9 protein-coding genes are annotated in these 14,176 nt (G+C 63.5%); 7 read left to right on the top strand and 2 right to left on the bottom strand.

What is annotated here, in order from left to right; all coding sequences use genetic code 11:
* Positions 1–237: 237 nt before the first annotated feature.
* Positions 238–699 carry a MerR family transcriptional regulator gene (locus NKH98_RS00785; RefSeq protein ID WP_352896317.1) on the bottom strand — a complete coding sequence of 154 codons (462 nt, stop codon included), beginning with the start codon at positions 697–699 and terminating at the stop codon, positions 238–240.
* A 552-nt stretch (positions 700–1,251) separates the two neighbouring features.
* Here NKH98_RS00785 and NKH98_RS00780 point away from each other — a divergent pair.
* The 4 genes from NKH98_RS00780 to NKH98_RS00765 all read left to right on the top strand — a co-directional run bounded on the left by NKH98_RS00780 (position 1,252) and on the right by NKH98_RS00765 (position 8,378).
* The gene (locus NKH98_RS00780) at positions 1,252–5,106 is read left to right on the top strand and encodes a peptidoglycan-binding protein (RefSeq protein WP_352895933.1); all 3,855 of its coding nucleotides are present in this window, start codon (positions 1,252–1,254) and stop codon (positions 5,104–5,106) included.
* Between the two features lie 191 nt (positions 5,107–5,297).
* On the top strand, positions 5,298–6,221 hold the full coding sequence (locus NKH98_RS00775; RefSeq protein ID WP_254816309.1) for a sulfite exporter TauE/SafE family protein: 924 nt from the start codon (positions 5,298–5,300) through the stop codon (positions 6,219–6,221).
* Positions 6,221–7,012 carry a TIGR02186 family protein gene (locus NKH98_RS00770; RefSeq protein WP_352895931.1) on the top strand — a complete coding sequence of 264 codons (792 nt, stop codon included), beginning with the start codon at positions 6,221–6,223 and terminating at the stop codon, positions 7,010–7,012. The genes NKH98_RS00775 and NKH98_RS00770 overlap by 1 nt, the downstream gene beginning before the upstream one ends.
* Positions 7,013–7,121: 109 nt before the next feature.
* Entirely contained in the window at positions 7,122–8,378 is a 1,257-nt protein-coding gene (locus NKH98_RS00765) for an Hsp70 family protein (protein ID WP_352895929.1), read from the top strand.
* A gap of 5 nt (positions 8,379–8,383) precedes the next feature.
* Here NKH98_RS00765 and NKH98_RS00760 read toward each other — a convergent pair whose 3' ends face one another.
* Positions 8,384–9,286, bottom strand: coding sequence for a LysR substrate-binding domain-containing protein (locus NKH98_RS00760; RefSeq protein ID WP_352895927.1), 903 nt, complete (start codon positions 9,284–9,286; stop codon positions 8,384–8,386).
* 279 nt (positions 9,287–9,565) lie between these two features.
* Between NKH98_RS00760 and NKH98_RS00755 the strand changes: the two genes are divergently transcribed.
* The 3 genes from NKH98_RS00755 to NKH98_RS00745 are packed head-to-tail and all read left to right on the top strand — an operon-like array spanning position 9,566 to position 14,176.
* Positions 9,566–12,499, top strand: a complete 2,934-nt coding sequence (locus tag NKH98_RS00755; RefSeq protein ID WP_352895924.1) for a molybdopterin oxidoreductase family protein — start codon at positions 9,566–9,568, stop codon at positions 12,497–12,499.
* Positions 12,496–13,230, top strand: a complete 735-nt coding sequence (locus NKH98_RS00750; RefSeq protein ID WP_352895921.1) for a 4Fe-4S dicluster domain-containing protein — start codon at positions 12,496–12,498, stop codon at positions 13,228–13,230. The genes NKH98_RS00755 and NKH98_RS00750 overlap by 4 nt, the downstream gene beginning before the upstream one ends.
* A 10-nt stretch (positions 13,231–13,240) precedes the next feature.
* On the top strand, positions 13,241–14,176 hold the full coding sequence (locus NKH98_RS00745; RefSeq protein ID WP_352895919.1) for a dimethyl sulfoxide reductase anchor subunit family protein: 936 nt from the start codon (positions 13,241–13,243) through the stop codon (positions 14,174–14,176).

The raw sequence follows: 14,176 nt of genomic DNA, 5'->3' as shown, positions 1-14,176 counted from the left end.
CACCATGCGGTCTTGGCCCCGAAATCAGCCCCAGTGTACCAGTGTATGAGGATAGCAGGCGGGCCAGTATGACGGGTCGGAGATAGCAAATGTTGACGTTTGCGTAAACGTCAATTCTGCGGCGCGACGAATTTTCTCCGGCGCGCCAAGACGGCAAACGGCGAAGGACGGCAAACGACGAAGAAGCGCGCAGCGAAAGCTGCGCGGCTCTTATCCGTCGGAAATCGAAAGCTTAGTTTAGCTCGCCGCGCTGGCCTGCGGCGTCGAGCGCTCGATCAGCATTTGCCGGACGGTCAACATCGAAGCACTCAGTTCGCTGATGGCATCGTCGATCAGCGCCCGCTGCTTCTGCAGACGGGCAAGCTGCTTCTCCGACTTGTCGAGCGCCAGCCGCAATTGCTTTGTGTTGGAGCCGTTCGGATCGTAGAGGTCCATCATTTGCTTGACGTCACGCAGCGAGAATCCGACCTTGCGGCCAAGCAGGATCAGTTTCAGCCGGGCCCTGTCGCGGCGCGTATAGAGGCGGGTCGAGCCGTCGCGCCGCGGGTTGAGTAGACCCTTGTCCTCATAGAAACGCAGCGTACGCAGCGTCACTCCGTATTTCTTGGCCATTTCGCCGATGCGGACAAGCTCTTCACCGGCTTCGCTCGACATATCGTTGGTGTTGGCCGCGGCTTGGCCGGGCGAAATAAGTTTCATGGTCACTGGCTTTCCCCGTCTGGTGGCGTCGCGGTCGCGGACCTAGCGTCGCCTGAGTGAAAGCGGGGGCGTGCTTCCACTCGTGGTTTCAACAAACAAATCGCAAACGGCGTGATCCGCTCATTTACGTTTACGTCAATTCTATATCGATAGCCGCCTTACCACGCAAGAGCGTTCTAGGCTTGGAACTTTATGCCGCAGCGCCGGCGGATAACCTAAAAAGTCGTTGCCGATTTCGGGAGCGATCATGCGGCTGATCAAACGTCCACGGCGTCTTTTGTGCGTCCAATAAAAGACACCCGGCGCCGTCCGCAGCCAGCCGACAAAGTTGCAACTTCTTAAGCTTGGTTAACGCGTTGTTTACCACGTTGGGGCGAAATGTGCGCATGTCGGTTACCCGTGTCTATCCTGTATTGAATTTTTCACGGTTTTCGGAGCGCGGATGAGACCCGGGAAGCTCGTCTTCCACTGCAACAAGCCAAGCAGTCGCCTTCGTCCCGGCAGGACTTTGGGAACCTGGTGAAAGCCAGCAATTCTGAAACGGGCGCATTGATGAACAGCAAGCGGTCCTACCTCGATACACTCAACGCCGGCAGGCAACGCCGGCCGCACACGACGCTTGAAGAGCTCAACCGCTCCCTGGAAACTCTGGAGCAGCGGCTGGAGCGGACGCGCGAGGAGACGACAAACCACCCCGATCCGCGCCGACCAGCGGCAGAACCGCGCTATCCCAGCGCTCAACCCTATGGCCAGCAGCGCCGGTATGAAGACCCACGCGAGGCGCAGCAGCCGAAAGGTCCAGCAGCGGCCTTCGACCAGAACTACCAGGCGATCGCCCGCGATATCGACCGGGTGCGCGGTCAGGAGGACAGCGTCGCCTTAGCCGGCAAGATCGCCGGGGAATTGCGCGGCCTGCGCGAAGAGCTGCGCCAGCAGATGACCTCCGGCCTGCAACGCGAGTTCGACGTACTGCGCAAGAATATTGAGCGAGCCTTCCAGTCAAATGGCGGCGGCAAAGGCAGCGCCGAACTCGGCGTCGAGTTCGAGCGGCTCTCCGGCGCCATCCAGACACTGGCCGAAAAAAGCGACGACAGAAGCGTCAATATGCTGCGGCTCGAGCTTGAGCAGGTCAAGGCCGCGCTCGATACGCTGGCGCGCGAGGAGAGCGTGCAGGCGGTCGGCCGCCGCTGGGACGAATTCGACCGCCGCTGGAACGCCTTCGAGGACCGCGTCGACGCCGATCAGCGCAAGCGCTCCGACGCGCCCGGCCTGTCGGCGCTGACGGAGCGGCTCGAACAGATCAGCAATGCCGTCAGCAATCTGCCGGAATCGCTGTCGCTGCGCTCGCTCGAAGAAAAGGTCCGCACGCTTGCCGGAGCGGTCGACCATTTCGCCCGCCAGCAGGACAATCGCGGCGGCGACACATTCAGTCAGATCGACGAGCGGCTCGACGAGATTTCCCGCGCGATCGTCGCCTCGACGGTTGCCGCGCAAGCCAATTCGTTCGACCCCGAGCCCTTCGAACGCATCGAGAAGCGGATCGATTCACTGGCCCAGCAAATCGAAGAAGTGTCGCAGGATCGTCCGGGCCGGGAGGTCATCGACCGTCTCAACACATTGTCGAGCCGCGTGGATGAACTGGCCGGCCGAGCCAATCTGCCGGAACAGGCGATGGAGCGACTTGCCAGGCAAATCGCGCTTATCTCCGACAAGATCGACCACGCACCGGCCATGCCCGACGCCGATTACATCTTCCAGGGGCTCGAGCAGCGCTTCGACGTGCTGTCCAGCATGATGGAACGCCGCCAGGGCGACGCCATCGAACAAGGCAACATGCTGTTTCGCGACCTCGAGCGCCGGTTGGACGAGGTCGCCGACAGGCTGGACCAGCGCATGCCCCAGGTCGACAGCGCCGACATCATGGATGCCATCGACGCCCGCTTCACCGCGCTGGCCAAGCGGATGGAGACACGCGTTCCAGATCCCGCCAACGAGGCGGCGATCCGCGGCCTGGAGAGCCGGCTCGAAGACATCTCAAGCCGGCTGGATTCGTCCGCCGCACAAGTCGCCAGCATCGACCCGGCTTTGATCCGCAGCCTCGAAGCGCAGGTCGCCGGCCTGACGGCGCATCTTTCCAAGCCCGGCACGCCGCTGCCGGAATTCGACGACATCAGCCCGCGTCTCAACGAAATCGAGAAATCGCTGGCCGGAACCCGCGATTCCATCCTCGGCGCCGCGCGCGAGGCGGCCGAGAGTGCCGTCCGCTCGCTGGCCGGATCAAGCGCCAACACGGCGGCCGTTACGGGCCTCGCCCAGGACCTGAAGACGCTCGAGGCGCTGACGCGCCGTTCGGACGAGCGCAATTCGAGGACGTTCGAGGCTATCCACGATACGCTGCTCAAGATCGTTGACAGGCTTGGTTCACTGGAGACCGGCGAACCGGCAAGCGCCGAGTTGAGCAAACGCTCCGGCCGGGCATCCAAGATATCGGTGCAGGACGCACCGTCGATGGACATCGACCAGTCGCTGCCGTTGACGGGCAACATGGCCGATCTCGACGGCCGCGCCGCGGCCCTCGTGCGCGGAGAGCCAGGTCCGCGAACGCCGGCCGAGGCCGCCGCCGCAGCCGCACTGGCGGCTCTCGGTTCAGACACGACACCTGAAAAGAACGAACAAGGCGGCGGCAGGAAATCGATGTTAGGCGGGCTGGCGCGCGCCCTGAAGGGCAAGAAGGAGGCTGAGACGCCGCCGCTTGCAGGCTCGGCGCCGAGCGCCGAGATACCGAGCGTCGATCTCGACGAGCCCCTCGACCCCAAGCTCGCCAACCGGCCACTGGAACCCGGCTCCGGCGCACCCGACCTCAGTGCCATCATGAAGCGCGTGCGCGACGAGCGCGGGCAGCCGGCCAGGGAAGGCAGCGCCGAGGCGGCGAAATCGGACTTCATCGCGGCAGCCAGAAGGGCCGCGCAAGCGGCGGCCGCCGAGGCGGACGCCCTCAAGCGCCAGTCGACGATGAAAGGCCCGGTCAAGGCACTCAGGATCGGCGACCTGCTCAAGGCGCGGCGCAAGCCGATCCTGATGGGGGCAATCGCCATCATGCTGGCGCTTGCCGGCCTGCAACTGGGCAAAGCCTTCTTCTCCGACCCGGTCGAAGTCGCCAACAATGAGGCGGCGCCGGTCGTGGCCGTACAGCCGGTGGAAACCGCATTGGCCAGCGTTGCCAGCGAGCCGAAGGCGGACGCGCAGACAACAACACAGGAGAGCGCGCCGTCGCCCACCGTCAGGCAGGCCGAGCCATCCGCATCGATGACCAAGGACGACACGGCGGCGCAAACCGGCCCCGCCACACCGGCAGCCGAGGCATCGACGGCGCCCTCGGCTTCCGGAGCGTCCGCTGACCTGGCGGCGCCAGACACCACGGCCGCAGTGCCCGCGCCGGCAACGGCGACCGCCGAGCCAAAGGCTGCCGCGCCTGCTATTGCCCCCGCTGCGACGCAGGACACGACCGGCACTGTGCCGCCGGCGGATGCTGCCCCGGCAGGCGTTGCCAAGATCGACGTTCCGGCCGATGCCGGTCCGGCTGCCCTGCGCGATGCAGCGGCCGGCGGCGACGCCAAGGCGCTGTTCGAGATCGGCTCGCGCTACGCCGAGTCGCGCGGCGTTAAGGAAGACGTGGCGGCGGCCGCCAAATGGTATGAGAAAGCTGCCGAACTCGGTTTCGCACCGGCAGAATACCGCATCGGCAATTTCTACGAGAAGGGCATCGGCGTCGCACGCGACATCAAGAAAGCGAAGACCTGGTACCAGCTTGCCGCAGAGCAGGGCAATGCCAGCGCAATGCACAATCTTGCCGTGCTGTTTGCGATGGCGGCGGACGGCGTGACCGACAACGAATCGGCAGCACGCTGGTTCCAGGCGGCGGCGGATCTCGGCGTCAAGGACAGCCAGTTCAACCTCGGCATCCTCGCGGCGAAGGGTGTCGGCATGAAGCAGAACCTCGAGGAGAGCTATAAATGGTTCGCGCTCGTCGCCAAGACCGGCGACAAGGATGCAGCGGCCAAGCGCGACGAGATCGCCAAGGCGCTGAGGCCCGAGCAGTTGGAGCGTGCGCGGGCCGCGGCTGAACTGTGGAAAGCCAAGCCGCTCGATCCAGCCGCCAATTCGGCCGACATTCCTGAATCGTGGCAGGACGGCACACCGCAGACGACCGCCGGCATCGATATGAAGAAAGCGGTCCAGAACATCCAGCGCATTCTCAACAAGAACGGCTACGAGGCCGGCAATCCCGACGGCATGATGGGCCTGAAAACCAAGAACGCAATCATGGCCTTCCAGGCCGACAACGATATGAGGGCAACCGGCGCGATCGACGAAAAGCTGGTCAAAGCGCTGCTCGCGCGTAAATAACGGCGGATGCGTCGTTTCCGCGACGCCCTTGCCACAGATTTGCCTGTTAACTGATTGAGTTTTTTTTTGTTTCGGCGGCGCGGCGAAGTTTGACTTCACCGCCCGGCCGGCGCAAGAACGAAATAGCCTTTTGGCGCAAAATGCCCGCAACGGTTGCATTCGCCAGGAGGCAAACTGATCGAGACTGACGGGTGGGCATCTATCTCCCGATCGCGGAAATTTCCGTCAACATCTTCGTGCTGCTGGCCATGGGTGCGGCGGTGGGTTTCCTGTCGGGCATGTTCGGCGTGGGCGGCGGCTTTCTCATTACGCCGCTGCTGATCTTCTACAACATACCGCCGGCAATCGCGGTCGCCACCGGCGCCAACCAGGTCATCGCTTCCTCCTTCTCCGGCGCCCTGTCGCACATGAAGCGCGGCACGCTCGACTTCAAGCTTGGCGGCGTGCTTTTAGGCGGCGGCATCGTCGGCTCGACCGGTGGTATCTATGTCTTTGCGCTCCTGCGCCGGCTCGGCCAGCTCGACCTGTTTATCTCGCTGCTCTACGTCGTGCTGCTCGGCACTGTCGGCGGACTGATGCTCGTCGAGAGTGTCAATGCATTGCGCGCCACTCGCAGCGGCGCCGCACCGGTGTTGAAGAAATCCGGCCAGCACAATTGGATCCACCGCCTGCCGCTGAAGATGCGGTTCAGGGCCTCAAAGCTCTTCGTCAGCGTCATTCCGGTGCTTGGGCTGGGCGCGGCGATTGGCTTCCTGTCGTCGATCATGGGCGTCGGCGGCGGCTTCATCATGGTGCCGGCCCTGATCTACCTTTTGAAAGTGCCTACCAACGTCGTCATCGGCACCTCGCTGTTCCAGATCATCTTCACCTCGGCCTACACCACGCTGGTCCACGCCACCACCAACCAGACCGTCGACGTCATGCTCGCTTTCCTGTTGATGGCAGGCGGCGTCGCCGGCGCGCAATATGGCGCCAAGGCCGGTCAGAGGCTGCGGGGCGAGCAACTCAGGGCGCTGCTGGCGCTGCTGGTACTGGCGGTCGCCATCCGGCTTGCCATCGATCTCTTCGTCACGCCGCCCAATCTCTATTCGCTGTCCGGCGTGGGCCTGAGCTGATGGCTGGCTTAAGGACGCTCGCGGCCGCCGCCTTGCTGTCGCTGCTGGCGGCTGCGCCACCGGCGAAGGCGCAGGCGCCTCTGACCGAAAATATCCAGATCGGCCTTTCGACCGACAATGTCTCGATTACCGCCGGCTTTTCCGGCGCCGACCTGACCATCTTCGGCTCGCTGGAAAATGCGGATCCGCTTGTCGCGCGGCAAGGGCGCTACGACGTGATCGTCGTGCTGGAAGGCCCGGCCCGACCGGTCGTCGTGCGCCGCAAGGACCGGGTGCTCGGCGTCTGGGTCAATCTGGAGTCGGAGACCTTCAAAAACGTACCTGTCTCCTATTCGGTGGCGACGACGCGGCCGCTGCAGGACGTCACCGATCCGAACAGCTACAAGCAGCTGTCGCTTGGCGCCTCCAACCTCTATTTGCAGCCGGCCGACGCCGGCGACAGCCCGGCGACAATCGAGGAGTTCACCGCCGCGCTGCGCGAACGCAAGTCGGCGACCGGCCTCTACAGCGAGAATGTCGGCGGTGTGCAGTTCCTGTCGCAGAACCTGTTCCGCGCCACCGTCAGGCTCGCCCCAAACGTTCCGGTCGGCACCCATAAGGCCCGCGCCTTCCTATTCAAGAGCGGCCTGTTCATCAAGGAAAGCTCCGCCCAGCTCGAAATCCGCAAGTCCGGTTTCGAACAGTCGATCTTCCGCGTCGCCCACGACTACTCGTTCCTCTACGGTGTCTTTGCCGTATCGCTGGCCATGCTGACAGGCTGGCTCGGAAGACTGGTCTTCAGGAAAGATTGAACTCTCGTAAAAGTGGTTTCCCTTTCCGAGGGTATGGGTTAGACCGCGACCCCCGGGCCCGACCGGACACGAGCTGCTGCTCCCCAAATCAGAAATACAGGAACGCACGATGCGACCAGCATTCGCCGGGATCGACTTCGGCACTTCGAATTCCACCGTAAGTGTGGTCAGGAACGGGCAGCCGAGGCTGGTGGCGTTGGAAGACGGCCAGGTCACGCTGCCCAGTGCGGTATTTTTCAATTTCGAGGACAACCGCACCTATTTCGGGCGACGCGCCCTTGCCAACTATACGGACAGTATCGAAGGCCGCCTGATGCGCTCGTTGAAGAGTGTGCTCGGCAGCTCGCTCGCCCACGAAAAGACACGCATCAAGGCGCGCTCGATCGGCTTCATGGAGATTGTCGGCCTGTTCGTCGGCCATCTGAAAAAGAAGCTGGAAGAAGAAGCCCATGACGCGGTCGACAGCGTCGTGCTGGGACGGCCCGTGCAGTTCGTCGACGACGATGCCGAGGCTGACGCGAAGGCGGAGCACGAACTCGAAAATGCCGCTCGGGCCCACGGCTTCAAGCACATCGCCTTCCAGTTCGAACCGATTGCCGCGGCACTCGACTACGAACAAAAGGTGACGCGCGAGGAACTGGCGCTGATCATCGACATGGGCGGCGGCACGTCCGACTTCTCAATCGTGCGCGTCTCGCCCGAGCGCGCCCGCTCGCTTGACCGCAAGGACGACATCCTGGCCAGCCGCGGCATCCACATCGGCGGCACCGACTTCGACCGGCTGTTGAGCATCGCCCATGTGATGCCGCAGTTCGGCTATCTCTCACCAACCAAGGATGGCAAACGCAATCTGCCGGCGAGCTACTTCATCGACCTGGCGACGTGGCAGCGCATCAACCTGGTCTATACCGCGAGGGCGATGACGCATCTGCGCCAGATCCGCTATGAGGCGGAGCGCGCAGACCTGGTCGACCGCTTCATCCACATCGTCGAGCATCGTTACGGCCACGCGCTGGCGGCGCTGGTCGAAAAGGCCAAGATCGAGCTGACGGACCGTTCGTCGGCCGATGTCGAGGTCGCGCTGCCGGAGGTGAGGTTCACGGCAGAAATCACGCGCAAGGGTCTCGAAGCCACCCTAGCCAGGGACATTGAGCGTGTTGCGGCTACGGTCGAGCAGACCATCCGCGACGCACAGGTGGAGGCCTCGGACGTCACCGCGGTGTTCTTGACCGGCGGATCGACCGCGATCCCGCTGGCCAGGAAGCGGATCCTGGCGCTGGTGCCGCAGGCGTCGGTAATCGAAGGCGATGTGTTCGGCTCGGTCGGGCTTGGGCTGGCGCTCGACGCGCAGCGGAAGTTCGGCTGATCGGCTTAAAGCGGCGCGGGTCTCTCAGCTTTGCCGCCAAGATGCGCCTTGAGCGCCATCTGGGCCAGGCTCGGCTGCCGGTCGCGATGCGTGATCATGGCAAATTCGCGCTTCGGCAGATCGACCGGCACGGAACGTAGGCTACCTTCGGCGACCGCGCGTGCGACGACGAGTTCCGAGATGATGCTGGCGCCGGCGCCGGCCTCGACCGCCTGGCGAATAGCCTCATTGCTCGGTAATACCAGGAATATCTGCAGGTCCGCGAACGAAATCCCGTCGCGTCGGGCAAGGTCCTCCAGCGCCTCGCGCGTGCCCGAGCCGCCTTCGCGAATGATCCAGCGAAGCCCGCCAAGGTCGGGATGTCCAGGCGAAACTTCCGCGATCTCAGGGTGCGAGCGCGCCACGACCAGCATCATGCGATCGATATCGACCTTGGCACGCCGCAAAATGTCGGATTCGGTGCGCCCCTCGACCAGGCCAAAATCGGCTGCGCCATCAAGTACATTGGTCTCGACCTGCCTGGTGTTGCCAATGCTCACGCTCAGCCTGACGGCAGGATAGGCTTCGTGGAAAGAGGCGAGCCGGCGCGGCAGCCAATAGCTGGCAATGGTCTGGCTGGCAGCGATCGAGAGACTGCCGGTGATCGTTTGCGAGACATGCTCCAGCACGTTGTGGGCGGCCGCAGCCCGCTCGAGGACCGCCTTGGCCTCGGGCAAGAATCGGCGTCCGGTTTCGGCGAGCTCGATGTTGCGGCCGACGCGGTTGAACAACTGGACGCCATGCTGCTGTTCGAGCGAGCGGATCGCGGCGGATGCGGCCGACTGTGAGATGCCCAGCAACTCGGCCGCCTTGGTCATGTGCGCCCGTTCGGCGACGGCGACGAAGATCCGCAACTGGTCCAGGGTCATTCCGACACTAAGAAGCAAATCCGATTGGAATTACAAGAGCAAGTTGTTAGACGGATCGGTCGCTTTGTTCTAAATTTTGGCTCGAAATTGGAAAAAAGTCGCGCCAGAGCAGTCGAGGGTAGAATTGGTGGGGCGGTTCAAATCCGTGTTTGCGCACTGGACCCGCAGCCTGCGGCGGCGGCTCTTGGGTGAACGCTATCGGCCGGAAGAGCATTACATGCGCGGCCCAGGCCCGAAGACGAGAGCCAAGTTCGCGGGGCGCAAGAGCATCACCGGATCATGACCAACAACCTGCTGCGCGGAGCTAATTCGGCACCATCACAACGGCCGCTTGCCGATACGCGAGCGCCCGCTGAACGCGACGGTGTCGATACTTCGCCTGATGTCTCCGACAGCATCGCCAAGACCACCTGCTATATGTGCGCCTGCCGCTGCGGCATCGACGTCCATATCAAAGATGGCAAGGTCCGCTACATCAACGGCAACAAGGATCATCCGGTCAATCGCGGCGTGCTGTGCGGCAAAGGCAGCGCCGGCATCATGCAGCATTACAGCCCGGCCCGGCTGACGAAACCATTGCTGCGCACCGGACTGCGCGGCTCGGGCGAGTTCCGCGAGATCGAGTGGGAGGAAGCTTTGTCGCTCGCGACAGAGCGGCTTTCGAACATCCGCCAGACCGATCCGAAGAAACTCGCCTTCTTCACCGGCCGCGACCAGTCGCAATCGCTGACCGGTTGGTGGGCGAGCCAGTTCGGCACGCCGAACTTCGCGGCCCATGGCGGTTTCTGCTCGGTGAACATGGCAGCCGGCGGCCTCTACACGATTGGCGGCTCGTTCTGGGAGTTCGGCGAGCCCGACTGGGACAACACCAAGTATTTCATGCTGTTCGGGGTTGCCGAAGACCATGATTCCAATCCGATCAAGATCGGCCTCGGCAAGCTCAAGGCGCGCGGCGCCAAGGTAGTTTCAATCAATCCCTGCCGCACCGGCTACAACGCGATTGCCGACGACTGGATCGGCATCCGGCCCGGCACCGACGGCCTGTTTGTGTTCGCCCTCATCCACGAATTGCTGAAAGCAGGGCGCGTCGATCTCGACTACCTCTTGCGCTACACCAACGCCCACATCCTGGTCATTCAGGAGCCTGGAGCCGCCGATGACGGGCTGTTCATGCGCGACGGCGACGGCAATCCGTTGGCTTGGGACAGGGTGGCGAAGACGCCTGTCGACGCCGGCGATACCGACGCAAAGCCCGCACTGACCGGCAGCGTTCTCGTCGACGGCCGCCGCTGCGTGCCGGTCTTTCAACTCGTCGCCGACCGCTATCTGGACGAGTGCTATTCACCCGACGCCGTCGCTGACCGGTGCGGCATCTCCGCCGACACGATCCGACGCATTGCTGCAGAACTCGCTCATGTCGCCTTCGAGCAGCAAATCGAACTGCCGGTGGCCTGGACGGACTGGGCCGGGCACCGGCACGAGACCATCAAGGGTCGGCCGGTTTCGATGCATGCGATGCGCGGCATCTCGGCCCATTCGAACGGGTTTCACACTTGTCGCGCCATTCATCTGCTTCAGGTGCTTCTCGGCACGGTGGACGTGCCGGGCGGCTTCCGCTTCAAACCGCCTTATCCGCGGTCCGCGCCGCCGGGTCCAAAGCCCGCCGGCAAGAATGTGAAGCCGATGACACCGCTCGAAGGCATGCCGCTCGGCTTCGTCTGCGGACCGGAGGACCTGCTGATCGATGAAGGCGGCAAGCCTGTTCGTATCGACAAGGCATACTCCTGGGATGCGCCGCTGGCCGCCCATGGGCTCATGCACACGGTCATCCGTAACGCCTGGGCAGGCGATCCCTACAAGATCGACACTCTGTTCATGTACATGTCCAACATGGCCTGGAACTCGTCGATGAATACGGTCGAGACGATGGCGATGCTGACCGATATCGATGCGGCGGGCGAGTACAAGATCCCGTTCATCATCTATTCCGACGCTTATTATTCCGAGACCGTGCCTTTTGCGGATCTGGTCCTGCCGGACACGACCTATCTCGAGCGTCATGACTGTATCAGTCTGCTCGACCGGCCGATCAGCCACGCCGACGGTCCGGGCGACGCCATCCGCCACCCCGTCGTCGAGCCGGACCGCGACGTCAGGCCGTTCCAGACGGTGCTGATCGAACTCGGCGCGCGGCTCGGTCTGCCCGGTTTCGTCGATGACGACGGCTCCGCCAAATACCGCGACTATGCCGACTACATCGTCAATCACGAGCGTACGCCAGGTGTCGGTCCACTCGCCGGCTGGCGCGGCAAGGACGGGACCTTGGTCGGCAAGGGCGACGTCAATCCCTACCAGTTGCAGCGCTACATCGACAATGGCGGCTTCTGGCACCAGGATTTCGCGGCCGATCAGCGCTACTACAAGATGGCCAACCGCTCCTATCTCGACTTCGCGGAGAGCATGGGCTTCATCCCGAAAGCCGAGCCGATCGTGTTCCAACTCTATTCCGAGCCGATGCAGCGCTTCCGCCTGGCGGCACGCGGCCATGGCCGGGTGCTGCCGCCGGAAGCCGAGCGTAGCCGCATCGAGACCTATATGGATCCGCTGCCGTTCTGGTATGCGCCCTTCGAAGAGACTGCGGTCGACAGCCAAGCCTATCCGCTGCACGCGCTGACGCAGCGGCCAATGCACATGTATCATTCCTGGGGCTCGCAGAATGCCTGGCTGAGGCAGATCACCAGCCAGAACCGGCTGTTCGTGCATCACCGGACCGCCGCCAGCCTCGGGCTTGTCGATAACGACTGGGTGTGGATCGAGAGCATCAACGGCAAGGTCAAAGGACAGGTCAAGCTGGTCGACGGCGTCAACGCCGATACGGTGTGGACGTGGAATGCGATCGGCAAGCGTCGCGGCAGCTGGGGGCTCAAGGATGACGCGGCCGAATCCAATCGCGGCTTCCTGCTCAACCACATCATCGGCGACCAGACCTCCGCCGATGCCAGCGGCAAACGCTATTCGAATTCCGATCCGGTGACCGGCCAGGCGGCGTGGTTCGACCTGCGCGTGCGCATCGTCAAATGCGCGGCCGAGGAAGCCGGCTTCACCGAGCCGCAGTTCGAGCGGTTCCGGCAGCCACCGCATTTCGAACCCTCGCCCGACAAGCTCACTTTCGGCGCAGAGTTCCGCTGGGAAAGAGAAGCTGGCAGACCATGACCTGCCTTCCCGCCCAAACCGACAAGAAGCTCGGCCTGGTCATCGATCTCGACACCTGCGTCGGCTGTCAGGCCTGCGTCACCGCCTGCAAGGAATGGAACACCGGCGGCCACATGGCGCCGCTGACCGACATCGATCCTTATGGCGGCGACGCCGACGGGGTCTGGTTCAACCGCGTGCACAGCTATGAGCACATGACTGAGATGGGTGGGCGCACAGTCAATTTCCCGCGCTCCTGTCTGCATTGCGAGACACCGGCCTGCGTCACCGTATGCCCGACCGGCGCCTCCTACAAACGGGCCTCGGACGGCATTGTGCTGGTCGACGAGGACAAGTGCATCGGCTGCAAATTGTGCAGCTGGGCCTGCCCCTATGGCGCGCGCGAGTTCGACACCGATGTCGGCGTGATGAAGAAATGCACGCTGTGCGTCGACCGTATCTACAACGACAATCTGGCGGAAGAAGATCGCGTTCCGGCCTGCGTCGCTGCTTGCCCGACCAGCGCGCGGCATTTCGGCAATCTGGGCGATCCGGCATCGGCTATCTCGCAACTGGTGGCCGAGCGCGGCGGTGTCGATCTGATGCCGGAAATGGGCTATAAGCCGACCAACAAATATCTGCCGCCACGTGCCCACACCACCCGCGCCGCATCGGTGCCGGCGCCGGCGCTTGAAGCGGTGCGGGCCGAAGGCGGCTTCCTCGGCTGGGTCGACCGCATGCTTTCGAACTAACCCGCGTCTCATGCATCCAGCATTCTCCGTCGTCTTTTTCACCACCGCCACGGGCGCCGGTTACGGCCTGCTCGCACTACTTGGCGTGCTCGCCGGACAGGGCTTTATCCCGCCCGATTTCTGGCTTGGCCTCACCGGCATGGGGCTGGCGCTTGGCCTGATCTCGGCAGGCCTGCTGTCGTCGGCCGGCCATCTCGGCCGTCCCGAACGCGCCTGGCGTGCCTTCTCGCAATGGCGAAGCTCCTGGCTGTCACGCGAAGGCGTTGCGTCGGTTGCGACCTTCATGCCGGCGGGACTGTTCGGTATTGGCTGGGTGGTCCTCGGCCGTACGAGCGGCTGGGTGGCTGTCGCCGGGCTGCTCGCTGCCATCGGCGCGGTCGCAACCGTCTGCACCACCGGCATGATCTACGCGTCGTTGAAGCCTATCGCCCAATGGCACAGCCGCTTCACCCTGCCCGGCTATCTGATCTTTTCGGCAATGACCGGCTGCGTGCTGCTTAATGCGCTGCTGCAGGGTTTTGCCGTCGGCTCGAATACGCTTCTCGCGGCTGCCCTATTGCTGACCGTGCTCGGCTGGGGCTGGAAGCTGGCGACCTGGCGGTACAACGACCGGCTGGAAATCCCGACCACAGCCAACACGGCGACGGGTCTGGCCGGCGGCACGGTGCGGTCGATGGAATGGCCGCATACCGAGGAAAACTACTTGCTCAAGGAGATGGGCTTCCGCATCGCGCGCAAGCACAGCGTGCGGCTACGCCAGATCACGCAGGTGCTGGCCTTTGCTTTGCCTGCGTTGCTGTTGGTGGCGGCGTTCGCCCTGCCGTGGCCCTATGCGGCGGTTTCGTCGATGCTCGCCGCGACCGCCCAACTCGCCGGCATGCTGGTCGAGCGCTGGCTGTTCTTCGCCGAGGCCAAGCACACCGTCACTTTGTACTACGGAAGGTAG

It is taken from the genome of Mesorhizobium sp. M0833 (assembly GCF_040319905.1).
Lineage (GTDB): Bacteria > Pseudomonadota > Alphaproteobacteria > Rhizobiales > Rhizobiaceae > Mesorhizobium.
This window is presented reverse-complemented; position numbering and strand designations above follow the sequence as displayed.